The organism is Phyllobacterium sp. K27 (assembly GCF_054796155.1).
Genome location: NZ_CM139240.1, coordinates 850,165 through 874,946, shown reverse-complemented (window position 1 = coordinate 874,946; position 24,782 = coordinate 850,165). Strand labels below are relative to the sequence as shown.

At 53.4% G+C, this 24,782-nt stretch carries 25 protein-coding genes; 8 read left to right on the top strand and 17 right to left on the bottom strand.

Annotated features, from left to right (window positions below; translation table 11 throughout):
- Nucleotides 1–28: 28 nt before the first annotated feature.
- The 15 genes from tilS to ACYJL1_RS04225 form a co-directional block, all read right to left on the bottom strand.
- Nucleotides 29–1,399: a tRNA lysidine(34) synthetase TilS gene (gene tilS, locus ACYJL1_RS04295; RefSeq protein WP_460897189.1), complete on the bottom strand. Its 1,371-nt coding sequence runs from the start codon at nucleotides 1,397–1,399 to the stop codon at nucleotides 29–31.
- On the bottom strand, nucleotides 1,374–2,330 hold the full coding sequence (gene ybgF, locus ACYJL1_RS04290; protein ID WP_460897188.1) for a tol-pal system protein YbgF: 957 nt from the start codon (nucleotides 2,328–2,330) through the stop codon (nucleotides 1,374–1,376). Before ybgF ends, tilS begins: the two co-directional genes overlap by 26 nt.
- A gap of 158 nt (nucleotides 2,331–2,488) precedes the next feature.
- Nucleotides 2,489–2,989 (bottom strand): peptidoglycan-associated lipoprotein Pal, encoded by a 501-nt coding sequence (gene pal, locus ACYJL1_RS04285; protein ID WP_460897187.1) that lies wholly within the window; start codon nucleotides 2,987–2,989, stop codon nucleotides 2,489–2,491.
- A gap of 228 nt (nucleotides 2,990–3,217) precedes the next feature.
- On the bottom strand, nucleotides 3,218–4,534 hold the full coding sequence (gene tolB, locus ACYJL1_RS04280) for a Tol-Pal system beta propeller repeat protein TolB (protein WP_460897186.1): 1,317 nt from the start codon (nucleotides 4,532–4,534) through the stop codon (nucleotides 3,218–3,220).
- 37 nt (nucleotides 4,535–4,571) lie between these two features.
- A complete protein-coding gene (locus ACYJL1_RS04275; protein ID WP_460897185.1) occupies nucleotides 4,572–5,678 on the bottom strand; it encodes a hypothetical protein in 1,107 nt (368 codons plus the stop codon).
- Between the two features lie 6 nt (nucleotides 5,679–5,684).
- Entirely contained in the window at nucleotides 5,685–6,134 is a 450-nt protein-coding gene (gene tolR / locus ACYJL1_RS04270) for a protein TolR (protein ID WP_460897184.1), read from the bottom strand.
- Nucleotides 6,135–6,173: 39 nt separating this feature from the next.
- Entirely contained in the window at nucleotides 6,174–6,881 is a 708-nt protein-coding gene (gene tolQ / locus ACYJL1_RS04265; protein ID WP_460897183.1) for a protein TolQ, read from the bottom strand.
- Nucleotides 6,882–7,118: 237 nt separating this feature from the next.
- Nucleotides 7,119–7,556 carry a tol-pal system-associated acyl-CoA thioesterase gene (gene ybgC / locus ACYJL1_RS04260; RefSeq protein ID WP_460897182.1) on the bottom strand — a complete coding sequence of 146 codons (438 nt, stop codon included), beginning with the start codon at nucleotides 7,554–7,556 and terminating at the stop codon, nucleotides 7,119–7,121.
- Entirely contained in the window at nucleotides 7,556–8,596 is a 1,041-nt protein-coding gene (gene ruvB, locus ACYJL1_RS04255; protein WP_115054213.1) for a Holliday junction branch migration DNA helicase RuvB, read from the bottom strand. Before ruvB ends, ybgC begins: the two co-directional genes overlap by 1 nt.
- 39 nt (nucleotides 8,597–8,635) lie before the next feature.
- Nucleotides 8,636–9,253, bottom strand: a complete 618-nt coding sequence (ruvA, locus tag ACYJL1_RS04250) for a Holliday junction branch migration protein RuvA (protein WP_460897181.1) — start codon at nucleotides 9,251–9,253, stop codon at nucleotides 8,636–8,638.
- Entirely contained in the window at nucleotides 9,250–9,777 is a 528-nt protein-coding gene (gene ruvC / locus ACYJL1_RS04245) for a crossover junction endodeoxyribonuclease RuvC (RefSeq protein WP_460897180.1), read from the bottom strand. Before ruvC ends, ruvA begins: the two co-directional genes overlap by 4 nt.
- 74 nt (nucleotides 9,778–9,851) lie before the next feature.
- Nucleotides 9,852–10,385, bottom strand: coding sequence for a protease adaptor protein RcdA (rcdA, locus tag ACYJL1_RS04240; RefSeq protein ID WP_460897931.1), 534 nt, complete (start codon nucleotides 10,383–10,385; stop codon nucleotides 9,852–9,854).
- Between the two features lie 405 nt (nucleotides 10,386–10,790).
- Entirely contained in the window at nucleotides 10,791–12,437 is a 1,647-nt protein-coding gene (locus ACYJL1_RS04235) for an acyl-CoA synthetase (RefSeq protein ID WP_460897179.1), read from the bottom strand.
- A 142-nt stretch (nucleotides 12,438–12,579) separates the two neighbouring features.
- On the bottom strand, nucleotides 12,580–13,776 hold the full coding sequence (locus ACYJL1_RS04230) for an OpgC family protein (protein ID WP_460897178.1): 1,197 nt from the start codon (nucleotides 13,774–13,776) through the stop codon (nucleotides 12,580–12,582).
- A 135-nt stretch (nucleotides 13,777–13,911) separates the two neighbouring features.
- Nucleotides 13,912–14,685: a sulfite exporter TauE/SafE family protein gene (locus ACYJL1_RS04225; protein ID WP_460897177.1), complete on the bottom strand. Its 774-nt coding sequence runs from the start codon at nucleotides 14,683–14,685 to the stop codon at nucleotides 13,912–13,914.
- 203 nt (nucleotides 14,686–14,888) lie between these two features.
- Between ACYJL1_RS04225 and ACYJL1_RS04220 the strand changes: the two genes are divergently transcribed.
- The 6 genes from ACYJL1_RS04220 to ACYJL1_RS04195 all read left to right on the top strand — a co-directional run bounded on the left by ACYJL1_RS04220 (nucleotide 14,889) and on the right by ACYJL1_RS04195 (nucleotide 20,393).
- Nucleotides 14,889–15,551: a thiamine phosphate synthase gene (locus ACYJL1_RS04220; RefSeq protein ID WP_460897176.1), complete on the top strand. Its 663-nt coding sequence runs from the start codon at nucleotides 14,889–14,891 to the stop codon at nucleotides 15,549–15,551.
- A 19-nt stretch (nucleotides 15,552–15,570) separates the two neighbouring features.
- Nucleotides 15,571–16,638 carry a tetratricopeptide repeat protein gene (locus ACYJL1_RS04215; RefSeq protein ID WP_460897930.1) on the top strand — a complete coding sequence of 356 codons (1,068 nt, stop codon included), beginning with the start codon at nucleotides 15,571–15,573 and terminating at the stop codon, nucleotides 16,636–16,638.
- A gap of 115 nt (nucleotides 16,639–16,753) precedes the next feature.
- On the top strand, nucleotides 16,754–17,317 hold the full coding sequence (gene efp, locus ACYJL1_RS04210; RefSeq protein WP_115054206.1) for an elongation factor P: 564 nt from the start codon (nucleotides 16,754–16,756) through the stop codon (nucleotides 17,315–17,317).
- Between the two features lie 72 nt (nucleotides 17,318–17,389).
- Nucleotides 17,390–18,181, top strand: a complete 792-nt coding sequence (locus ACYJL1_RS04205) for an inositol monophosphatase family protein (protein WP_460897175.1) — start codon at nucleotides 17,390–17,392, stop codon at nucleotides 18,179–18,181.
- Nucleotides 18,182–18,336: 155 nt separating this feature from the next.
- Complete coding sequence (locus ACYJL1_RS04200; RefSeq protein WP_460897174.1) at nucleotides 18,337–19,359, top strand: MotA/TolQ/ExbB proton channel family protein; 1,023 nt, start codon at nucleotides 18,337–18,339, stop codon at nucleotides 19,357–19,359.
- A 2-nt stretch (nucleotides 19,360–19,361) separates the two neighbouring features.
- Complete coding sequence (locus ACYJL1_RS04195) at nucleotides 19,362–20,393, top strand: peptidoglycan -binding protein (RefSeq protein ID WP_460897173.1); 1,032 nt, start codon at nucleotides 19,362–19,364, stop codon at nucleotides 20,391–20,393.
- On the opposite strand, the gene ACYJL1_RS04190 is transcribed toward ACYJL1_RS04195, so the two are convergent.
- Both ACYJL1_RS04190 and ACYJL1_RS04185 read right to left on the bottom strand, forming a co-directional pair.
- Entirely contained in the window at nucleotides 20,390–20,743 is a 354-nt protein-coding gene (locus tag ACYJL1_RS04190; protein ID WP_460897172.1) for a DUF1304 domain-containing protein, read from the bottom strand. The two genes, ACYJL1_RS04195 and ACYJL1_RS04190, sit on opposite strands and share 4 nt — an antisense overlap.
- 32 nt (nucleotides 20,744–20,775) lie before the next feature.
- Complete coding sequence (locus ACYJL1_RS04185; protein ID WP_460897171.1) at nucleotides 20,776–22,590, bottom strand: ABC transporter transmembrane domain-containing protein; 1,815 nt, start codon at nucleotides 22,588–22,590, stop codon at nucleotides 20,776–20,778.
- 214 nt (nucleotides 22,591–22,804) lie between these two features.
- Here ACYJL1_RS04185 and rpmE point away from each other — a divergent pair, with 214 nt between their 5' ends.
- Together rpmE and ACYJL1_RS04175 are read left to right on the top strand one after the other, a co-directional pair.
- Nucleotides 22,805–23,026 (top strand): 50S ribosomal protein L31, encoded by a 222-nt coding sequence (gene rpmE, locus ACYJL1_RS04180; RefSeq protein WP_115054201.1) that lies wholly within the window; start codon nucleotides 22,805–22,807, stop codon nucleotides 23,024–23,026.
- Between the two features lie 274 nt (nucleotides 23,027–23,300).
- On the top strand, nucleotides 23,301–24,722 hold the full coding sequence (locus tag ACYJL1_RS04175; RefSeq protein WP_460897170.1) for an APC family permease: 1,422 nt from the start codon (nucleotides 23,301–23,303) through the stop codon (nucleotides 24,720–24,722).
- Nucleotides 24,723–24,782 lie beyond the last annotated feature (60 nt).

The window sequence follows — 24,782 nt, the reverse complement described above, 5'->3', positions numbered from 1 at the left end:
CGAAGCGTGTCCTTGCCAAGACTTCCGCTCAATTCTTGTTAATCTGGTTTACAGGAGAATGCTTGTAAGCCGGTATTTTAAGCATTGTAGCAACGCATTGCGCCAATAATTGGTCATATCCCACGAGAATATTGTCAAACAAGCCAACATGACGCTCGATTATCACTCCGTCGGGCAATTTACCGTGATCAAGCGCAAAATAGCTAACCTGTCCGTTGATATGAGCAGCGGGGCTTGAGGAGACAGATGGCCAATGAAACTCCTGAGGTCTCTCTTTTAGTCTTTCAACGCCCTCGCTGCCGCAAGCTTCAATGATAAGCGAGCGGATCCCCTTGTTGGTTACCCTATAGCGTCCATCCCAGATCAGAGACATTCCCGGCTCAACGGTCGTCGCGGGAATTGATCGCATTTCACGATAGAGGAAAATATTGTCCGTTCTTGTTTCGATGATACAGCGACCGAGGGCCAGCTTACTTTGCTTTCCGGCCTCTTCGATGAATTTCAGCGCTGTTTTACAAGACACTGCAGCAGGCAAAAAAGACTGCCCACCCATGACAGCAAGCAAAACGCCGATGGCCAATTGCCGAACCTCGGGTGTAAGTTGTTCCCATGTTTTACGGTCGATTTCCAGCTTGATGCCACTGAATACTGTGACGCAACTCGGTAACGCCATCGCGACCTGTGCATTGAGCTTGAGCCGCTTTGTGGCCTTCTCATTGATCTCATTTTGGAGTTGGCTCAAATCGTTTCCCTGGATTCTGTTCCGAATCCGGACACGTTCATATTTGAAGCTTTCGTTGGACGGATCGTCTTTCCACGTGATTCCAAGCATGCGCAAATAATCTCGCAGTTCTTCGCGGCGCGTGCTCAATAAAGGTCGCAACAGCCACACCTGTCGTTCCAGCAAAGTTGCAGGCGCCATGCCCGCCTGCCCGCGATCACTGCTATCCACACCGCTTCGGCCAGAGCGCATCAGGAATGTCTCAGCCTGATCGTCCAGCGTATGGCCTGTGAGGATTAACCCTGCACCAGCATCGCGCGCTGCATCGCACAGAAGCCTGTAGCGCACCTCCCGAGCCTTGGCGGACAGACCCGTATCGGGTTTGCGCCCGTGCCATGGCAATATCCGGTGGGCGATTCCTGCTTTTCGGCAGAGTTCACCAACATAGGTTGCTTCATCGCCGGATTCCGGTCGAAGCTCATGATCAATCGTTACAGCTATTATTTCGGGAAATGATAGCCGGGATTTACGATACTCCAGCAGCAGATAGAGCAATGCCAGAGAATCGCTGCCACCGGAAACCGCAACAACAATTGATTTGAAGCCATCAAAGGCAATTGCGGAGAAAATGCCGTTCAGATCGATCGCTGTTTCAGCACTTGTTGGCAGCACGCTCATTCTTCACGCGCTCTTTGATCGCTGCCGAGATGTTCGGATATCTGGACGTAACCGATGCAAATGTGGCGCAAGCCACAGCATGATCTTTCATTTTTGCCAGCGTCATGCCCAACTTGAGCAGATTCTCCGGGCTTTTCTTTGAATCTGGAAATTGCTTGTGATTGTCCAGAAAAACCGATGCCGCCTGTTGGTAACGGCCCTGCCCGAAAAGCGATTCTCCAAGCCAATAACGGGCATCAGGATCAGCCGGATCATTTGGAAAGCGCTCGACATGGCTGCGGAACGCGGCTTCTGCACTTCGGTAATCACCAGACAGGAAAAGCTGATAGGCCTGACTATACAGAGTTTTTGGATCATCGGTCTGCGGCAGAGCAGCGACAGTTGTATTATCCTGCTCGGGAACTTCGTTACGTGTTCCACCAATTACGTTGCCATTGGCATCAAATTGAATCTGTCCCAGCGTTTGCGGCGCTTCGCCAAACACTGAATTGTTGGAAGGATCAATCTGTGGATCAATAGCAGCGGAATCGGTGGAGGCATCTGTCGACGCCTCCGTGTTATGCGGCGCGCGGGAAGCTCCGGCGACCGTCCGGTCGCCCTTGCCGCCAGCGTCGGAACGCTTGCCTTTTTCCAGCTCCTGAAAGCGGAATTCATTGTCATCCTGAACTTTCCGCATCTGCTCTTGCATTTGCAGAAGCTGGAAGTTCAGTTCTTCAATTTTGCCGGTCAGTTGCCTGATTTGCTCTTCCAACTGGCTGACACGAGGATCACCCGCCTGTGCCATGAGAACAGGTGCATCCATAGCACCGACCGCCGCTTTGGGTGCTGGCGGAAAAAACCCACCCCCTCCACTCGCCGCATGACTTGCGCCGGTTGCCAGTAATGGCACCAGCATCGTCGCCATTACGAAACTCTTCAATCGTTTGTTCATTCCTTTACCGCCCCTGATATGGGAATTTAACACTGCAACCTTTTGCAGCAGCCCTATCTATCATGAGCAAGGCGACTTCGGCCAAATTTTGTTTCAACGTGTTATAAAACAAAAAAAGCGGCCCAAAAGCCGCTTTTTTTAGAATTTAGAGCGTTGTCTTAGCTGCCAGCGCCACCGAGAACGGTGATTGCCCGACGGTTCTGCGACCAGCACGATTCCGAATCGCAAACAGCGACAGGACGTTCATTGCCGTAGGAGAGCGTCTTGATCCGTTGTGCCGGCAAACCGCGCGATGCGAGGTAATTGCGCGTGGCAGCCGCACGGCGCTGACCAAGAGCCAGATTGTATTCACGAGTGCCGCGCTCATCAGCGTGACCTTCAACGGTGATTGCGTAGTTAGGATAACGCTGCAGCCATTGCGCCTGCTTTGACAGGGTCTGCTGAGCATCAGCACGAATAACAGACGAGTCAACGTCGAAGAAAATGCGGTCACCAACGTTAACTGTGAAGTCTTGCGTCGAACCGGGCGTTGCAGCGCCAGCACCGAGGCCAAGATCACCGGCACTGTTGACCGGCTTCTTTGCACAACCCGCAATGGCGAGCGACAGGAAGAGGGCGATGAAAACTGGACTGCGGGCGATCATTTCGAAGCGGCGCATGAGCCTGGACTCCTTGAGAATTGGATTTTTTCGGTGAACAAGCAGTAACCATATTGAGGTTAAGACCAATTCAAGAAACAGGGTTAATCCACTCTTAACATCAGGATTAACGGCGAACTAAATGCTTATGCCGCATCCTTAATGCAAGGAATGCGGCGGAAAAACGACATTCCCGGCGATGGTGGAAAACAACGCCGGGAATCGACCTAATTCATCAAGACAGGCCTTTTATTCCAGAAGCGGCGACCAGGCCGGATCAGAAGCCAGATTCGGTGTCTGGATTTGGCGCAGATTACGACCTGTCAGATCGACAGTCATCAGATGCGGGCTGTTTGAGCCTGGAGGCAGGCGGAAAAACATCAGCACGCGACCATTGGGGGCCCATGTAGGACCTTCATCATGATAGCCGCTTGTCAGAATACGTTCGCCGGAACCATCTGTTTTCATTACGCCGATAGCGAATTGCCCACCCGATTGTTTGGTAAAGGAGATCAGATCACCACGAGGGGACCAGACCGGGGTTGAGTAGGAACCATCGCCAAACGAAATACGCTGTGGATTGGAGCCGTCGGCACCCATCTTGTATATCTGTGGGCGCCCGCCACGGTCAGACTCAAACACGACCTGCGTTCCATCTGGCGAATAAGATGCGCCTGTATCGATTGCCGATGTGCTTGTCAGGCGTGTTGTGGTGCGGCTGCGCAAGTCCATTGCGTATACATTGGCGCTACCGTCTTCTTGCAAAAGACTCATAATGACCTTTTGCCCATCCGGTGAGAAGCGCGGCGCGATCGTCATGCCAGGGAAATTGCCGACAAGTTCGCGCTGGCCGGTTTCAAGCTGCAACAGATAAATCTGCGGCCTGCCACCCTCATAAGACATATAAGTGATTTCCTGCCGGCTTGGCGAAAAACGCGGCGTCAAGACAAGGTCTTTGCCATTGGTCAGATAGCGAACGTTTGCGCCATCCTGGTCCATGATTCCAAGACGCTTGATACGCTTTTCCTTGGTACCGGATTCGTCAACGAACACAATGCGCGTGTCAAAATAACCCTTTTCACCTGTCAGCTTTTCATAGATCGCATCAGCGATGATATGGGCGACACGTCGCCAGCTGTCAGGAGCCGTAAAGAATTGCTGCCCTTCGAGCTGTTGACCGGCAAATGTATCCCAAAGCCGGAATTCCGCTTTCAGCCTGCCATCACCCTGCTTGGTCACCCGACCAGTCACCAGCGCTTGTGCGTTGATGACTTTCCAGTCGTCAAAACGCGGTGCCGCATCTGGATTTGAAATCTTCTCGATGAAGGCTCCCTTGTCGACCGGAGCAAATAATCCTGAGCGCTCAAGATCGGCAGCGATAACGCCGGAGATTTGCGCGCCGAGCTGATCGCCGGATAGGAAATCAGTAATTGCGATGGGCATAGGCTCCACAACACCTCTGGTGATGTCGAGTTTAAGCTCAGCACGGGCTGGCAAAGTTGCAATTATGGACGTCGCCATAACCAGCGCAATTGCGGAGAGGAATAAACGGGATAATTTCAGCATTAGTTCAGGGCCCTCTTTGGCTGGCCTATTGTGATTTTCAGGTTGCACCCGGATAAAAGGTCAGTTCGACCGTCGACCAGGTATCATACTTGTCTTGCGGCAGGTTGAACGGAGCAGATCGCATAACGGCTCGCAATGCGCTGCTTTTGACTGCGCCCAAAAGTCCGGCATCAGCCCCAGTGCCGCTAACTACAGGACTTCCATCAATCTGACCGTCCTGAGTAAGGCGGAACCGCACGATAATCTTCATATCGGGCGACTCTTCTGCACCCACCGGCTTGTTCCAATTGCCTTCGATGATACTGCGCAACGCATCCATTTCGCTCTGGCTAAGAGAGTTTCCACCCGTTGTCTTGCTTGCACCCAGCGAAGCTTGGTCAGCTGAACGCTTTGCGCCACCAGCGGATGCCTTCTGCTTGTTAAGCAAATCCGCAACCTGGTCCGCAATACCGTCCTTTTCTTTTGATGGCGTCGAAGCGGTCTGCGTTTTCGGCTTCTCTGCTGTTTCCTTGCGATCAGGCGTCTTGGCGGTCTGGGCCGGAGGGGTTGGCTTGGCCTGTGGCATTGCCACCTTTTCAGGCAACTTGAATTCTTCCTCTGCAGGCTTTTCGGCTTGCGGAGCTGGCTCCGCCTTCGGTGTTTCCGCTGGTGCCGGTTCAGGTTTCATATCGTTGATGGCGGCAGCAACCGGGTCAGGCTTGACCTCCTGCTTAGGCTCCGGCTCCGGCTTCACTTCTGTAGCGGGTACAGGTGTCGGCTTCGGCTCGGGCTTTACTTCCGGTTTCGGTTCGGGCTGCGGGTCCGGTTTGGCGACCGGCATTTCCGAAGGCTTGGGTGCTTCTGCAGCTTCTACAGGCTTCGGTTTTGTCTCGGTTGCGGGCTTGGTTTCGACATCCGTCTCGCTGTCGCCGATATTTTGCGCGTCGGGAATCGTCTGCGGCTTTTGTGTAGGCTTTGGCGCTGGCTTTTCGTTCTTCTCGGCTTTCTTGTCGCCTTTTTGCAGCTGACTCACATCGGAAACGATGTCGATCGGCATGGATTCCGAGTTAGCCATATCCATCGGGGTTGGCGCAGAAAACGACAACAGGCCCCAGCCGAGCAAAGCGGCATGGATTATTGCTGAAGATGTGATGCTACCCCGCATAATGGATTAGTTACCTTCCGGCAGACTGACGAGGCCGATATTCTTGAAGCCCGAACCCGATATCTGCGCCATAACCTTCATAATCGTACCGTAGTCGGCGGCCTTGTCGCCCTTGACGAAAATGCGCTCCTGATAGCCGGTCTTGGCAATTGCCTGCAGCTTGGGCACGATCTCATCAAGAGGGATTTCGGTTTCCTGAAGATAGATCTGACCTTGCTGGTTGATCGTTACATAGATCGGATCGGCTTCGCTGTTCAGCGTCTGCGCCGAAGTTTCCGGCATGTCGATCGGCACGCCAACAGTCATCATCGGCGCAGTCACCATGAAAATGATCAACAGCACCAGCATGACGTCAACCAGAGGTGTAACGTTGATTTCGCTCATCACGCCTTTGCTGTAGCGTCCGCGACGTCGGCGGTTGCCGCCCGAACCATTACTTCCCATAGACATGCCCATAGCATCAATTCCCGCAATTGCTGTATCTGTTGCGCAGGCTCAAGTCCGCGGCAGTTTCTCATCGATTTGCCGCGATAGTATGGCAGAGAACTCGTCGGCAAAGCCTTCCATGCGTGCAGTCAGTTTACCCGCATCGCTTGACAGCTTGTTATAGGCGATGACCGCTGGAATAGCCGCGACCAAGCCGATAGCCGTTGCCAGAAGGGCTTCTGCAATACCCGGCGCGACTACCGCAAGACTGGTTGATTTTGCTCCGGCGATGCCCATGAACGATGTCATGATGCCAATAACCGTACCGAAGAGACCAATAAAAGGCCCCGCTGAACCGATGGTGGCAAGCGATGTCAGGCGAGCGGCCAGATAATCGCTTTCGCGAGCAAGCGCCACATCCATTGCCTTGTCGATACGCATTTGTAGCGCAATCGGTGACCGTGCCCCCTTCTCAAAAGATTTCTTCCATTCGCGCATCGCGGCGATGAAGATGGCACCCATTCCCGTCGTACGCTTGTCGCCGAGATTGCGATACAGCTCTTCCAGTGATTGACCAGACCAAAAAACCTGTTCGAAGCGATCAAAGGCACGTTTCGCTCTTCCAAACCCAAGGCTTTTGTCCAGAATGATCCCCCAGGTCCAGATGGATGCGCCCAGCAAGCCAATCATCACAAGCTTGACGATAAAACCTGCCTGCATGAATAATCCCCATAGGGAAACATCTGCATGTACGGCAACGGCTGTTAGATCTTCCATATTAATCCTCGAATCCGAAAACCCGGCTTGTTGACCGGGGCACAATCGTTTCAATCAGATGAGCCACGTGTAAAAACCGGATTTATTTCCAGTAACCTTAACGGGGCTTCTTTACGTTAATTTTGGTAAAACGAAGGCGTTAACGCTAAACGCCACGTTTCATAGCCCTATTCATGATTTGTTATGGTTAAGGATCGGTTATGATTCACATATCAGACCGATATAATTGGCATAAACTCATGCCCGTGGGTCAAAAAGCTTAACCCACTCTGCCGGAAACCTTCGCGGACGGCCTGCATTATTAACTATGGCTGCTTCAACAACAGCCGATATAAGCAGTTCGTCGCCGCGCCGGATGGTCTGATGCATGCTCACGCGCGCACCGGATATGGAGGCGGTACGCGTTTCAACGCTCAGTACATCATCAATACGCGCAGGTGATTTGAAATCAATCTCCATTCGTCGGACGATCCATACGATATTCTCACCAAGTTTCCCTTCGGCAAGTTCCGTATGGTGCACACCCAGCAAACGCAGATAGTCCGTGCGCCCGCGTTCCAGAAATTCCAGATACCGAGCGTGATAGACAACACCGGAAAAATCCGTATCGGCATAATAGACCCGGGCTTCAAGCTTATGCCCGTCATCTGTCAGCCTTCCCGCCAGCCCGCTCATCAATCATCATCCTGAAAAAGTGCAATCTGCTGCTGGACAATATCCGCAGGCGCAGTCAGTCCAAGATGTTTCCAGGCGTTGACGGTCAATACGCGCCCGCGCGGTGTGCGTTGAAGAAAGCCCTGCTGGATCATGTAGGGTTCGATAATGTCCTCAATCGCATCACGCGGCTCTGAAAGCCCCGCTGCTATTGTTTCAATTCCCACCGGCCCCCCCCCGAAATTATGGGCGATCATCGCAAGGTAGCGCCGGTCCAGCTGATCAAGACCAAGGCGGTCAACCTCAAGTCTCAGCAGAGCTGAGTCCGCAGTTTCGCGGTCAATCTTGTCTTTGCCATCGACAATGGCGAAATCCCGTACGCGCCGCAGCAAACGCCCGGCAATGCGCGGCGTCCCACGAGAACGACGGGCAACTTCCAACGCGCCGTCGTCGGTCATGCCAATGCCCATGATACGCGCACCGCGACGCACAATGTGCTCAAGCTCTTCGACTGTATAAAAGTTCAAACGTACCGGGATACCGAACCGATCACGCAACGGCGTTGTCAAAAGGCCAAGACGCGTGGTTGCGGCAACAAGGGTAAATTTTGCAAGGTCGATCTTTACCGACCGGGCAGCGGGGCCTTCACCAATAATCAAATCGAGTTGGTAATCCTCCATGGCAGGATAAAGGATTTCCTCAACGGCGGGATTCAGTCGGTGGATTTCATCGATGAAAAGAACGTCGTTCTCTTCCAGATTGGTCAAAAGGGCCGCAAGATCACCTGCTTTGGCAATGACCGGACCAGAGGTTGAGCGGAAATTGACACCAAGCTCCTTGGCCATGATCTGCGCCAATGTCGTTTTGCCCAGACCGGGCGGACCCACAAACAGCACATGGTCGAGGGCTTCTCCACGCGATTTGGCAGCTTCTATGAATACTTTGAGATTAGCGCGCGCCGCTGCCTGCCCCACAAAATCGGCAAGGGTTTGTGGACGTAGCGAGGTGTCGAGGTCTTCCCCACGCTTTTCCGGTGTTATCAGACGGCTTGCATCACTCATGCGCCTGTCCTCGCATAGACTGCCTTCCCAGACAATGCATCACCGCGACAGCTCTTTCAGGCCCAGCCGGATCAATTTGGCGGAATCCGCATCCTCGCCTGCATTTTTCAAAGCCGCAGCAATGGCATTGGCAGCTTGATCGCGCGAATAGCCAAGATTGGTGAGCGCTGAAACCGCATCCGTAACAGGCGCAGGCGCTACGCCCTCTCCCAATTCCTGCTTAAGTCCGATCGTTCCAACGGCTTCACCAGCAAATGCCGGAGCCTTGTTTTTCAACTCCGTCACGATGCGCTCGGCAACACGCTTGCCGACACCCGGCGCTCTTGAAACCATCGAAATATCACGCAGCGCGATAGCGTTGGCGAGATCAGATGGCGTCAGGGTACCCAACACACTCAAAGCGACCTTGGCACCAATGCCCTGAACACTCTGCAGCAGGCGAAACCACTCACGCTCAAGAGCAGTTCCGAAGCCGAAAAGGCGTATAAGGTCTTCGCGTACATAGGTTTCAATCAAGAGTACAACCGCCTCCCCAGCCGCAGGAAGATTGGATAGGGTGCGCATTGAGCAAAACACAACATAACCAACGCCATGCACATCGACGATCACATGATCTTCGCCGATTTCGTCAACGGTACCTTTGAGCTTGCCTATCATGCAGTTGCTGCCAGTTTCTGTTCGATCAAAAGACGCCCGATTGCGCTTTGCCTGTGGTGGGCATGACAAATGGCGACAGCGATAGCATCAGCCGCATCATCCGTATCGAACACTGCTTTCGGCATCAAAACCTTCACCATCATATGAATTTGCTTCTTGTCGCCGTGACCAACACCAATAACGGCTTTCTTCACGGCATTGGGAGCGTATTCTGCAACTTTCAGTCCCGCAAGCGCAGGAACGAGAAGAGCAATCCCGCGCGCCTGCCCGAGTTTCAGTGTCGCAGTCGCATCCTTATTCACAAAAGTATGCTCGACAGCCGACTCGTGCGGCATCTGGTCGTGGATGACACTAGCAAGCCCATCATGCAACTGGCAGAGCCGAGATGCGAGATCAAGCTTGGCATCTGAAAGGATCGTTCCGGAAGCGACGAAACGCAATGAGTTTCCCAGCGTTTCGATGATGCCCCAGCCTGTGCGGCGGAGACCGGGATCAATACCGATGATGCGAATCGCTTCTTTCATTGCCGAACCTTATCTGTCTGTCATTTAACATGACAGCACAAAGGTGAACAAAAGAGAAACAAACTTTGGAAAAATTATCGATGACCGAAAGCTGTCGCCAACAGGCTGATTTGATCTGACACGGGATTCGTTGACATGAAGCGATCATGCTCAATGCCTGCGCCGTCATTGTAGATTTCATCGTCCATCTGGCGCACACGAGCCTGCAATCTCAATGAGCGATGAACAATATCGCAATAGGAAAGTGGAATTTCGTCCCAGCCTTCAACTGTTTCAGGTGCAGAATCCGTATCAAGCCGTACTTTGGCTTTTTCCGACATGACCTGTTCAAGCGTCATCTCGCCACTGCGCGAAGCGCGTTGCAGCAACAGCCACGATGCGACCTGCATCAAGCGTGTCGTCAGGCGCATCGACTCGGCAGCGTAAAGCGTTGCCGCAGTCCTTGAAAGTAGGCGCGCGGCATCCCGGCCTTGGCCATCAAGATAAGCCGCCGCCTCCTCCACAAGGTTCATTCCTTCATCATATATGTGATTGAAGCTTCCGGAGCGAACCATACGATCTGCAAGTCGGATCGTGTTGTCTGCCTTGAATTCCTGTTCACCCATCATATGCCCTGTCATCTAAAATATGCGCTGCCGCAATCCGCAATTTTCGTCAAAGCAGTGGCTCCTTACTGAAGGAGGAGCCGGAACAGCACAACGGTCGGCGGGCAGTATTCCCCGCAACCTGCCCGTATGTGCACAGTGACGCAAGTTTATCCTTAATAAAGGGTTAACGGCATAATGATCGCAGGATATGAACAAAAAAAAGAGCCGCAAAACGAGGCGGCTCTCAGGAGTCTAACAGGGAGGCGTCAAACAAAGTGGCCAAACCACTTGGTAAGAATCCAGAAAACTGGATAACTTATTTATAGATTGTAATGCTTAACAGACAGTTAACTTGAACAAATCGAGATAAAACTGCCTAAAATACAATCATTCGCGAACAAAGCAGTAGGGTCCGGACCCTAAATATCAGTTGCCGATTTCCCGAGCCCTTTTGCGCAACTCGAACTTCTGGATTTTTCCGGTCGATGTCTTGGGTATTTCCTCAAACACCACGTGCCTCGGACATTTGAATGCTGCCAGCAATCCCCTGCAATGCGCAATCAATTCTTCCGTGGTGGCTGCATAACCCATCTTCATTTCCACAAAGGCCAAGGGTGTTTCACCCCATTTCTCATCAAGCCGGGCGACCACAGCGCACGCACCCACCCCCGGAAACTTATAAAGCGCGTCTTCGACTTCTATGGACGAGATATTCTCTCCGCCCGAAATGATAATATCCTTTGAGCGATCCTTGAGTTGAATATAGCCATCGGGATAGGTCACGCCCAAATCGCCCGAATGGAACCATCCGCCTGCAAAAGCCTCATCGCTTGCTTGCCGATTCTTGAGATAACCCTTCATGACAATATTGCCGCGAAACATAACCTCACCGATGGTTTCGCCATCTGCCGGAACCGGCGCCATCGTTTCAGGATCAAGAACCGCAAGCCCTTCCAGCGCCGTATAACGGACACCTTGCCGCGATTTCTTGGCAGCTTGTGATGATGGGGAAAGCGTGCTCCATTCATCCTGCCACTCATTAACCACCGCAGGACCATAGGTTTCTGTCAGCCCATAGAGATGCGTGACTTCAAACCCGGCGTCCGCCATGCCAGCCAGGATGGATTCAGGCGGCGAAGCGGCAGCCGTGTTGAACGAGACCGTCTGGGGGAATGTCCGTTTATCGCTCTCGGCGGCGTTGATTAAAGTCGACATAACGATGGGCGCGCCGCAAAGATGCGTGACGCCATGATCGGCAATTGCGTCGTAAATCGGCTTTGCCCTTACCCAGCGCAGACAGATATGGGTCCCGAATTGCAACGCCAAGGTCCACGGGAAACACCAGCCGTTGCAATGAAACATTGGCAACGTCCAGAGATAAACGGGATAGCGCCCCAGCCCGGACGCTATGATATTGCCATACCCCATCAGTGCCGCACCGCGATGATGGTAAACGACGCCCTTGGGATTACCCGTGGTACCGGATGTATAATTGAGCGCTATTGCGTCCCACTCATCATCCGGCATCGACCAGAGATAGTCCGGATCGCCACTTTGAAGGAAGGTTTCATAGTCGAGTTCGCTAATCCTTGGACCCTGCGTATGCGGCGCATCATCGGGATATTCTGCATCGACGAAATCAATGACAAGAGGCTTGACCCTTGCAAGCTTGAGCGCTTCGCTGAAGACCTTTGAAAACTCCGTATCGACAATCGCGATCTTCGTTTCTGCGTGGTCCAGTTGGAAAGCGATAATTGCCGCGTCCAGCCGCGTATTCAATGAGTGCAGCACCGCCTTCGTCATGGGCACGCCAAAATGCGCTTCAAGCATCGGCGGCGTGTTGGAAAGCATCACTGTAACGGTATCGCCTTTGCCAATGCCCTTTTGAGCCAGCGCGGAAGCCAGTTGGCGCGTCCTTCGATAAAAGGTGTCGTAGTCAGTCCGCTGTGAGCCATGGATGATGGCAGTTCTGCCAGGATAGACACGCGCCGCACGCTCCAGATAGGAAAGTGGCGTCAGCGGCTGATGGTTTGCCGGGTTGCGCTCCAGATCCTGCTCAAAAATACTGCCCATACACATCGCCTCCCACAACAATAAAGCCAGCTTAACTTAGCTTTATCGGCGAGGGCCAGCCGATTCTTTTACATAAAAAGAAAGTCCGCAGTAAACGAGACATGCGGACTATCTGATAAAGACGGAACCTAGGGTCAGGACCCTAGGACGGCACCGCTCGTGTTGCCGGTTTCAAAGCCGTACCGACCATGGTTTTACTGACGAGAACAGGCTTCGCGGATACAGGCTTTTGAGCAGGACGCCCGCCCCACCCAATGCGCGGCAACCACTCAAGATAATAAGCAAGGGCAAATTGCGCCATGATGCCACTGGCAACCAGCAATGTATCATCCAGCAGGCCGCCTGGATTAATGACCTTTACCACCTGCGCAATCATGGCAAGGATCGTACCCGCCACAAACACTGGCAATGAATGTTTCCCCAGAATCGCCAGCGGATGATCCCGTGACGTCCGCGCCAGATTGGACAGCGCAGGCACGGAGACGATGACATAAGCAAGAGCCAGAACATGGGCCAGACGTGTCAGCGACAGGAATGTCTTGTCGAAGCCTGTCAGCACCATTGGCAGGCCAAGCGACGTATCAACGCCCCAAAGTGGCCAGCGCACCCAGACCAGCGCCGTCAGAATATAAGCTACGGACAGACCGAACAAATATTTGTTGAAGGCGATGGTCCCGCCACGACGCACATGCATGACACCAGCAATACCGATGACGAACAGGAATTGCCATGACAGCGGATTGAGGAACCACACGCCGTCAGTCGGATAGTTTGGCGGCGCAATCTGATAGACACCTGAAACCAGCCACAACACACCCGAAACACCAATCATGGCGCTCAGGCTGATGCTGCCAATTGCCAGAAACACTGGCAGCATCAAAAGCAGCACGCCATACATGGAAAGAATATTATTATAACCAAGCTGATGCCCCATCGTTGCCAGCCCGATCAGGGCTTTTGCAGGCTGATCCATCAGAGGCCCAATGTTGATAAAGGACATAAATTCAGGACGCTTCAGATAAAGTCCTGCCGCACAGAAAATAGCAAGCGTCGCTATCGTCGTCAGGATATGCGTGCTGTAGAGCGTGGCCGCGCGTCGCCAAGCCTTCAATGTCATCAGCATGCGATTGCCCGGCTCGAACTTGGAGCCGTAAGCCAAACCAACTGCGATCCCCGAAATCAGCACGAATGCTTCTGCGGAATCGGAGAACCCCAGGTTTTTATGAGTTAAATGCTCGAATATCGTGCCCGGAATATGGTTGACGAAAATGGTCAGCAGCGCCAAAGCCCGGAAAACGTCAATGCGGGTGTCCCGCTGTTTTATCTGGGTCTGTGTCATGAAGTTCACCATTTCCTGTCAATACTTTGCAAGCATTGCGTTCCCGGCCTCGTTGGGAGCGACTTATTCTGGGCAGTTGCGATTTGATAATGCCTGCTTAAGGCAAAAGTTGCGGTAGCACCGATCAACTTTGGTTCAAGAATATAACAAAGCGACGATTCCGTCGTAGGTCAGCTTGAGTCCCATCAGCAGGATCATCCCATACATAAAGGGATAAAACACTTCCGGTCGCATGCGTTTGACGATCCACGCTCCCGCAAAAGTCGCCAGCGGCGCAAGGGGCATAAGAACCGCCGATGCCTCGAGATTTGTCGCATCGAATTGCCCAAGCGCGAAATAAGGAATGACTTTCACTGCATTCACGACCGCGAAGAATATCACGCTCGTACCATTATAGACTTTGGGGTCCTGACGAAGCGGGAGAGCGTAAACCTGATAGGGCGGCCCGCCTGCATGGGCGACAAAACTTGTGAACCCGGCTATGGCTGACCAGAAAGTCGCGGCGGCCGTATTGTGCGGCTGCGCCTTGGCGCGTCGCTCGGCGCTTGCAAAAACATATCGCGCGAAAAAGATGATCGCCACCAGCCCGACGATAAGTTTGACCATATTATCAGTCACTATAGAGGCCGTTAGCCAGCCGATCCCAATGCCGAGCAGACCTCCGGGCAGCATAAGCTTGAGCGTCTTTGCGTCGCTATGACCGCGCCACGACCAAAGGCTGGCGACATCCATCACGATCAAAATGGGCAGCATGATTGCCGCAGCCTGAACGGGCGGCATGACCAAGGCCATGAGCGGCACACCGACTTGACCCATCGCTCCGCCAAGGCCACCCTTTGAGAGGCCTATGAGAATCGTCGCAGGCACGGCAGCGGCATAGAACCAGGGGTTCAACAAAAGATCGGACATGGCAGGAATACTCGTAAGGAGGAGATTTTGTCTTAATCCTGAACGGAGATATTGAGAAATGCTTTCTCTGGAAAATCACCGAAAAAACTCAACCCGCCGTTTTCAGAAACTGCGGAGGGTCTGTTCAAAGCACACACCATCCTTTATGCCCGAATTCGATCATGATTTAACCGTTAAAGAAGAACGATAGTTAAGGGTAACAAATGAACAGCGAACCTACTCCAAAGCGTTGCCGTATCGTTCTGGTTGCACCCAATGCAGCCAACGTTGACGAACTTGTAGCAAAACTTGGCGCAGCGCTGAGTGGCGGCGACGTCGCTTCGGTGCTCTTGCCGCCCTATGAAATGGACGAAACTTCATTCCAGAATTTGGCCGAAGCTGCGGTTCCGTTGATACAGAATGCCGGTGTAGCCGCCATTATTGTTGGCAACACGCAGATTGCTGGACGGGTCAAAGCCGATGGGCTCCATTTTGAAGGGCCGGTTGCCGAACTTGCAGATAATGTTGCGCGGCTATCGCCCAAGATGATCGTGGGAACAGGCAATATCAAAAATCGGCACACAGCGCTCGAAATTGGGGAAGCTGCGCCGGATTATGTGCTTTTTGGGAAAATCGGTGCCGATAACAAGCCGGAAGCGCATCCACGAAATATCGATCTGGCAGATTGGTGGGCCTCGATGGTCGAAATCCCTTGCATCATCCAGGCGGGGAACACGCTGGAAAGCATCCCGGATGCAGTTGCCACTGGCGCCGAATTTATTGCCTTGGGCGCGGCCATATTCGATGGAGCGGACCCTGCTGCGGCAGTTAAAGAGGCCAACCGTCTGCTGGACGACCACGCACCGGCACTTGAAGACGGAAACTGATGAAAGCGAAGCAGGACTGATGGAATTGACGCGGGTTGCACTTCTACCTTTTTCGGTAGCTCTGACGGTGATGCTGGCAGCGCCCGGCTTCGCACAGCAAACGACTGACACACCGCCAGCAGCGACCAGCCCTGCACAAAAGCCAATTGACCCTGCGCCAGCACTGCTTGAATCACCTGATACAACCCCGAAACAGGACAAACCCAAGCCCTTGGGCGCTCCTGTTGCCGAACCGATCAACCCCACCCGTTTTGGTAAAGGCGCTGAGGATGAAGCTTTCGGCGCCTATCAGCGCGGCCTTTACAAGACCGCCTATAATCTCGCAATGCCTCGCGCCGAAGCTGGTGATGCAACAGCGCAGGTACTCGTTGCGGATATTCTCGCCCGAGGTCTGGGTGTTCCAGCCAGTCTTGCTGAATCGGCAAAATGGTATGCAAAGGCCGCCGAGCAGGGACAGCCGGAAGCGCAATTCCGCTATGCTGGTATTCTGCTTGAAGGGAAATATGCGGCCAAAGACCCAGCCAAAGCCAAGGAACTGACGAAAGCGGCAGCCAATGCAGGCAATGCCGCGGCGCAATTCAATCTTGGACAGATTCTCATGCAAGAGCATCCGGGCGAAACCGGGCTGGACAATGCATATCCCTGGTTTCTGCAGGCCGCAGAAAAAGGTCTTCCTGATGGCGAATATGCGGTCAGCCAGATTTTGGCCAATGGCACGCCCAAAGTTCAACGCGACGAACCCAAAGCGCGGCAATATCTCATAAAGGCCGCCATAAAGGGCTACGATACCGCGCAGATGGACCTTGGAACCTGGCTCGTTGAGGGCCGAGGCGGCAAGCGCGACTACAGGTCCGGTTTTGGCTGGATGCTTCGCGCTGCTGTGGGTGGCAATGTTGCGGCACAGGCACGGCTTGCAAAACTTTATCGCGATGGATTGGGCGTGGAAGGCGATAGCATCAAGGCAGCGGCTTGGTACATTGTGGCGCGACGCGCCGGTCTGAACGATCCTGATCTGAATTCTTTCCTCGATGGACTGGATGACGATCAGATGAAAGCGGCAATTACTGAGGCAAACAAGCTGCAATAGTAGCTGTTTTTGCGCTTTCACTTGCCTATTGCGCGAATTTGTGGTCTTGGAGCGCCATTATTGGACGCCGCTTTTCATGTTGGTGCCAACTCTCAACTTCAATCCGGATAGACAAATGAAAATCAACGGTAATGAAATCCGTCCTGGCAATGTGATTGAACATGATGGCGGACTTTGGGTCGCAGTCAGAACAAACCATGTCAAACCCGGCAAAGGCGGCGCTTATAATCAGGTAGAGCTGAAGAACCTCATCAATGGCACAAAGCTGAACGAGCGTTTCCGTTCTGCGGAAACAGTCGAAAAAGTCCGCCTTGAGCAGAAGGACTTCTCCTTCCTTTACGAGCAGGGCGATGCGCTGGTATTCATGGATACCGCGAGCTACGAACAACTGGAGCTGCAGAAAGACTTCGTCGGCGACCGCGCCGCGTTCCTGCAGGACGGGATGATGGTTACCGTCGAACTTTATGACGAGCGCCCAATCGGTATCTCGTTGCCGGATTACGTCACGCTTGAAATCACCGAGGCAGATCCTGTCGTCAAAGGACAGACCGCCGCATCATCTTATAAGCCTGCTGTGCTCGAAAACGGAATTCGCGTTCTTGTACCACCGTTCATTTCATCCGGCGAACGTATTATCGTCGATACCAATGAACTGACCTATGTTCGTCGGGCTGACTAAGACCGGGCATAAGCGGCAGCACGTTGAAAATGTGTTGCCGCACACATTCTACACTACGGAGAAATAAGTCGAATGGCGCGTTCAGCGATACTCAATGTGATGGTTCAGGCTGCAATGAAAGCAGGCCGGTCGCTCGCTCGTGATTTTGGCGAAGTTCAGAATTTGCAGGTCTCTCTTAAAGGTCCCGGCGATTATGTCAGTCAGGCCGACAAGAAAGCCGAAGAAATTATTTATGCCGAACTGAAACGTGCCCGCCCCGATTATAGCTTCCTGATGGAAGAATCCGGTGTGGTAGAAGGCACTGACGGGCAGCATCGCTGGCTGGTTGATCCATTGGACGGCACAACCAACTTCCTGCACGGCATCCCGATGTTCGCCGTCTCCATCGCGCTTGAACGTCAAGGCCAGATCGTTGCCGGTGTCATCTTCAATCCAGCCATGGACGAACTTTATACCGCCGAACGTGGCGGTGGCGCTTTCCTCAATGATCGCCGTCTGCGCGTTTCCGGGCGCACCAAACTTGTGGACTCCATCATCGGCACAGGTGTTCCGCATCTGGGCCGTGGCGACCACGGCAACTATTTGCTCCAATTGCGCAACATCATGGGCGAAGTGTCCGGTGTTCGCCGTATGGGTGCTGCTGCGCTTGATTTGGCTTACGTTGCCGCCGGACGCTTTGACGGCTTCTGGGAAGACGGTTTAAATCCTTGGGATATCGGCGCAGGCATCATCATGATCCGCGAAGCTGGCGGCTATGTCACCGACCTCAATGGCGGTCAGGATGTGGTTGAAAGCAAAGCCATCGTGGCTGGCAATGAAGCAATCCAGAAGGCACTGGTAAAGGCCCTCAAAAAGCCCGTTTGACCCGAGCCGCCACCTGTATCACTCGATTGGAATTTATTGTTCCATCGTTGCCTTATTGCGTCTTTCATTTGCAGCATATTTTCGGTTAGGGTTCGCACAGATCGATTTGGTGCGCGCCTGGAGCACGCAGCCAACCGAACCGCGGAGACGATACGATGACTGATTTCAGTTCGACCCGCCAAGGTCTGGACCACGATGATTACGATCCATACCGGCTTTCAAGCCCGAGGTTCGTTCTTTTGTCGATGGCGATTTTTCTGGTCATCGTCGCATTTCTGGCAGCTATCCTCTTTCGCCAGATATCCGGGTTCTTCGCCACGAATCCCGGCTTGAATGGCCTCATTATCGGCGTGCTGGCAGTGGGTATCCTTCTTGGTTTCGGCCAAGTCATCCGCTTATTTCCCGAGGTACGGTGGGTCAATTCATTTCGGCGGGGCAATGTTGATCCGGATGCAAGACCTGTGATGCTTGCTCCAATGCGTGCGTTGATTGGCAGACGTCAATCCATGGCTCTTTCAACAAGCGCCATGAGTTCGATGCTCGATTCCATTGCCGCCAGACTGGACGAAACGCGGGACATTTCGCGCTATCTCATCGGCCTTCTCGTGTTTCTCGGTCTGCTCGGCACATTTTGGGGCTTGCTGGAAACGATTGGTTCCATCGGACATACAATCCAGTCGCTTGATCCTCGTGCAGGCGATGCCAACAGCGTTCTGGATTCATTGAAGGCGGGCCTCGAGTCGCCTCTTCGCGGGATGGGTACGGCATTTTCTTCGTCCCTGTTCGGACTTTCCGGCTCGTTGATCCTCGGCTTTCTCGACCTACAGGCAGGACGTGCACAGAACCGTTTCTATACCGAGCTTGAAAACTGGCTTTCCAGCGTCACCGATCTCGGCTCCGACTTGCAAGCAATCGACGCTGTAAGCAGCGGGACATCCGATGAGCTCCGTGCTCTGTCGGAGCGCTTGCAGAATATTCAGGAGACAGGTGGATCAAGCCAGCGCACAACTGCGGCCTTGGCCAGTCTCGCCGAGGGCATTCAGGGCCTCGTCAAGAATATGCGGGCAGAACAGCAGATAATGCGCGACTGGGTTGAAAAACAGGCGGATGAGCAAAAGGCTATTCGCAAAACGCTCGACAAACTCGGCGACTCTATCGAACGCAACAAGGCAAACTGACCATGGGTCTTGGTCGCAAACGCCGCCCCATTCGTCACGTCGACTATTGGCCAGGCTTCGTCGACGCGCTGTCGACGCTGCTTTTGTCGATTATGTTCCTGTTATCAGTGTTTGTCCTTGCTCAGTTTCTCTTGAGTCAGGAAATTACCGGCAAAGACGCCGTCCTCAATCGACTTAATGCTCAGATCAATGAACTGACACAGCTCCTTTCGCTTGAGCAAAGCAACAAGCAGGATCTGGAAGACACCATCGCCAACTTGCAAGCGTCGCTCACCAATGCACAAAGTGAGCAATCGCGCTTGCAATCACTATTGTCCCAAGGCGCAGGCGCAGGCGCTGCGGCGGAAGGCAAGATCAACGAACTGTCCACCGGGCTGGAGAATGAAAAACAGATCAGCGCCCGGGCGCTGTCGCAGGTCGAGTTGCTCAACCAGCAAATTTCGGCCTTGCGTCGGCAGATCGGCGCGCTGGAACAGGCGCTGAACGCCTCTGAGTCCAGGGATAAAGAGTCTAACGCCAAGATTGCCGATCTCGGCAAAAGACTCAATGTGGCGCTCGCTCAACGTGTCCAGGAGTTGAACCGTTATCGGTCTGACTTCTTCGGGCGCTTGCGCGAAATTCTGTCAGACCGTGAGAATATCCGCATTGTCGGCGACCGTTTTGTTTTCCAATCTGAAGTGCTGTTCCCCTCAGGCGCGGCCATTTTGAACCCAGCCGGTTCGGAAGAAATGAAGAAACTGGCGCTGGCGCTGATCGACCTGCAAAAGGAAATTCCCGACGACATCAATTGGGTTTTACGCGTCGACGGTCACACGGATGACATTGCATTGTCCGGCACAGGCCAGTTCAAGGACAATTGGGAGCTTTCTTCGGCACGCGCCATCTCGGTCGTGAAGTTCCTGATCGCGAATGGCGTTCCGGCCAACAGGCTGGTTGCCGCGGGCTTCGGCGAATTCCAGCCTCTGGAACCCGGCGAGACGCCAGAAGTGCGGGCAAAAAACCGCCGCATCGAGCTGAAACTGACCGAGCGTTAGAGCAAGTAAATCGTTGCCAGCAATGCGAATATTGCCGGGACAGCCTGGACGTAAAGGATTTTCCGACCAACAGTCGCGGCACCAAACAGACCGGCAGCAATCACGCAGCCAAGAAAGAATATCTTGATTGCAAAACCGTCTTCGCCAAGCCATAGGCTCCAAACAAGGCCTGCGACGAGAAAGCCGTTGTAAAGCCCCTGATTCATCGCCAGCGCTTTGGAAGCGGTGGCGAACTCCTGATTAAGCCGGAATGTCTTCAAACCCAGCGGTTTATCCCAGACAACCATTTCCAGATACATGAAATAGGCGTGTAGCAGGGCCACCAGCGCAATAAGAATATTCGCAACCATCCCCTGATCCCCTGCTTCCCTGATCCTGACGCCTATTCAGCTGCGCCTTTGAATGCATCCGCACCCGCTTCAAATTGTAATTTTGCAAGATTGGCATAGATGCCGCTCTTTTTCACCAGTGCCTGATGTGTGCCCTCTTCGACAATGCGCCCTTCTTGCATGACCAGAATGCGATCAGCCTTCAGAACTGTTGCAAGTCTATGGGCGATGACCAGCGTCGTTCGGCCCTCCATCAAATGGTCGAGTGCCTTTTGCACCAGCATCTCGCTTTCCGCATCAAGCGCAGAGGTTGCTTCATCGAGCAGCAATATCGGTGCATTGCGCAAGATAGCACGAGCAATTGCAACGCGTTGGCGCTGTCCACCTGAAAGCGTAACGCCGCGTTCACCGACTTGAGTGGCATAACCGTGATCCAGCGCGCAAATGAAATCATGTGCCAGGGCTGCCTTGGCTGCGGCTTCAATGTCAGCCTCACTTGCGCCGGGGCGCCCGAACGCAATATTCTCGCCAACCGTGGCAGCAAAAATAGTCGTGTCTTGCGGAACAATGGCAATACGGGCGCGTAAAGCCGCGGGATCAACGTCTCGAATATCAATGCCATCAACTTCGACACGCCCTGAGAGAGGATCGTAATAGCGTAATAACAGGGAGAAAACGGTGCTTTTTCCAGCACCCGACGGCCCAACGATGGCCACTGTCTCGCCGGGCTGAATGGTAAAGTTGAGCCCCCTTAATGCTGGCGCATCAGGACGAGCCGGATAATTGAACTGCACCTGATTAAATGCCACTGAACCTAGAGACGGCTGCGGTAAGGCAACGGGCTTGACTGGCGCTGTAATAGCAGGCTGCTCATTGAGAATCTCCGTCAGCCGCTCGGCAGCACCAGACGCTTGCGATAACTCTCCCCAAACCTCGGACAGCGCGCCCAAGGCGCCTGCTGCAAAAACAGAATACAAAAGAAACTGCCCCAACGTACCAGGCGTTATCATCCCGGAAAGCACATCGCGTGAGCCAAACCAGAGTACAGCAACAACACTTGAAAAAATCATGAAAATTGCAAATGCTGTCAGCACAGCCCTCGCCTTGATTGAAGCCCGCGCTGCCAGAAATGCGTCCTCAACCGCAGCGCCAAAGCGGGTAGTCGCCAATGGCTCATTGGTAAATGCTTGTAGCGTTCGCACGGAAACAATGGATTCGCTGGCATAGGCCGTCGCACCGGCAAGCGTATCCTGTGCCCGGCGCGAGCGCCTGCGAACAGACCGGCCAAATGCGACCAATGGAATAATGATCACCGGAATCGCCGCGATGACGAGACCGGACAGCTTCAAGCTCGTCATCACCATCATGAAAATGGCGCCAAGGGCCAAAATAAGATTGCGCAAAGCGATGGAAGCCGTTGCCCCTACCGCAGATTTTATCTGCGTCGTGTCGGCCGTCAGACGGGAGACGATTTCGCCCGACTGCGTTCCATCGAAAAACGCGGGTGAAAGCTTGGTCAAATGTGTGAATACATCGCGGCGAAGATCGGAAATAATCCGCTCGCCCAATGTGATGACGAAATAATAGCGCCCAGCTGAGGCAAGTGCCAGCAAGGCAGCGAGCAGCACGAGCATTCCAAAATAATTGTCGATAAATGCGCCATTGGCACCGCTGAAACCATGATCAATCATGCGCCGGACTGCAAGTGGCAAGGTCAATGTCGTCACGGCTGCAAGGATCAGAGAGGCCAATGCTCCCGCCAACATGCCCTTGTAACGGGCCATATAGGGGAAGATGTGGCTCAGCGGCTTGAGCGTGCGGCGGTTTCTCTCTGTCTCTTCGAGGCGAGATTGAGCCGAATCTGCCATTAATCAATATCCTCACATCGCTTTGGCGACTTTGCAGCCAGATGGCCTTGTTATTGCTTGAAGGCTGATGTATAGGCTCGCCAACAGTTTTGGAAGCCCCAACCGTCTGCAGTCTCTGTGGCGTTTGGCTTCATCTTTAACAATCGGCTCCTGACCAGCACTGCCACAACGAAAGTGGTGCCGGTTTTGCGCCCTCCAGTTTAGGACACTACCGATGAAAGCCAACATTCATCCTGACTACCACAATATCAAAGTTGTCATGACCGATGGCACAGAATACATGACCCGCTCTACATGGGGCAAGGAAGGCGATACGATGAACCTCGATATCGATCCATCCACACACCCAGCCTGGACGGGCGGCAATGCGCAGCTGTCCGATCGCGGTGGTCGCGTTTCCAAGTTCAAGACACGCTTCGGCAATCTCGGCATATAATTCCATTTGCCTTTATGGCATTGCGAAACGGCTCTGCTTTGCAGGGCCGTTTTTGTTTGGCCCTTTTCTAAAAGAAATTGGCAAGATCGGAACCTGCACCTCCCACCTCGATAGAGAGCGCCAAAGCCCCGGTTCCAAAGGTCCAAGACCGTCCATCTGGCCAGGTTCGAAATTGGCGACACCGTTCGTGTCAGCAAGGCTGATGTTTGACAAGCCACTGTTTCGTCAATAGCTTTTCCCATGCATATCTGCGTGCATAGGGAGGGACCATGCAATGACTGACGTGACTTCCGGAGCCGGCACAGTACCTGGCGCGAAGATTGAACCAAGTCTGCACAGGGTGATGGGACCTTGGCTTCTCCTGCTTTTCATTGTCGGCGACATTCTTGGCACAGGCATTTATGCATTGACCGGACAGGTCGCTAAACAGGTCGGCGGTGTGGTTTGGCTTCCGTTTCTGATCGCGTTTGTTGTCGCCGTTGTCACGGCGTTCAGCTATCTGGAACTGGTAACGAAATATCCCAAGGCCGCTGGAGCAGCGCTCTACACGCATAAAGCTTTCGGTATTCACTTCATTACCTTCATCGTTGCCTTTACCGTCATGTGTTCCGGCATCACCTCGGCATCGACAGCCTCTCGTGCATTCGCTGCCAATCTGTCCGGGGCATTCCAACTCAATCTTGAGTCGGGGATAGGTATTTCTCTTGTGGGCCTCGGCTTTATGGCACTGGTTGCCATCGTTAATTTCCGTGGTGTCGGGGAAAGCGTGAAAGCCAATGTGGTTCTCACCATAGTTGAACTCACTGGTCTTTTGATCATCATTTTCATAGGATTGTGGGCCATCAGCGCCGGTCAGGGCGACGTGTCCCGCATCACCCAGTTTGCCAGCAGCCCTGACTCCAGTGTTTTCTGGTCGGTCATGGCAGCAACCACACTGGCATTCTTCGCAATGGTCGGCTTCGAAGATTCCGTGAATATGGCCGAGGAGTGCAAAAACCCTTCCGGCATTTTTCCAAAAGTTCTGCTCGCGGGACTCTTCATCACCGGCGTCATCTATGTTTTGGTCTCGATTTCAGCCATCACACTTGTTTCACCTGCCGATCTTGGTGAAGGCGAAACACCTTTGCTAAAGGTGGTACAGGCTGGCGCACCCAATTTCCCGCTTTGGATCTTTGGCTTCATAACAATGTTCGCGGTCGCCAACAGCGCCCTGATCAACATGCTCATGGCAAGCCGGCTGGTTTACGGCATGAGTCGCGAGCACGTCCTGCCGCCCATATTCGGCAAGGTGCACCCAACGCGCCGCACGCCCTATCTGGCAATCGCCTTCACAACATTGCTGGCCTTTGGGCTCATCCTGTTTGTTGGTGAAGTCCCTGCACTCGGTGGAACAACTGCGTTGCTGCTGTTGTTCGTATTCACAATCGTCAATATCGCAGTTCTGATCTTGCGCCGTGAGAAAGTCGAGCACGAGCATTTCCGCACACCAACGTTCCTGCCTGTGATTGGTGCCATTTCCTGCGCATTCTTTGCCGGTCCGTGGACGGGACGGGATCCCGTTCAATACAAGATCGCGGGCATTCTCGTCGCAATTGGGGTCGCCCTATGGGTCGTGACAACTCTGGTCAACCGTGCAACGGGTGTTACGGAAAAGTCAGACCTCCGTGGCTTGGGCAGCGATGGGCCCGTGAACTAAATCAAAAGAAAAAACCCTGCCAGACTTTTACCTGGCAGGGTTTTATTTTCACGCAATAAT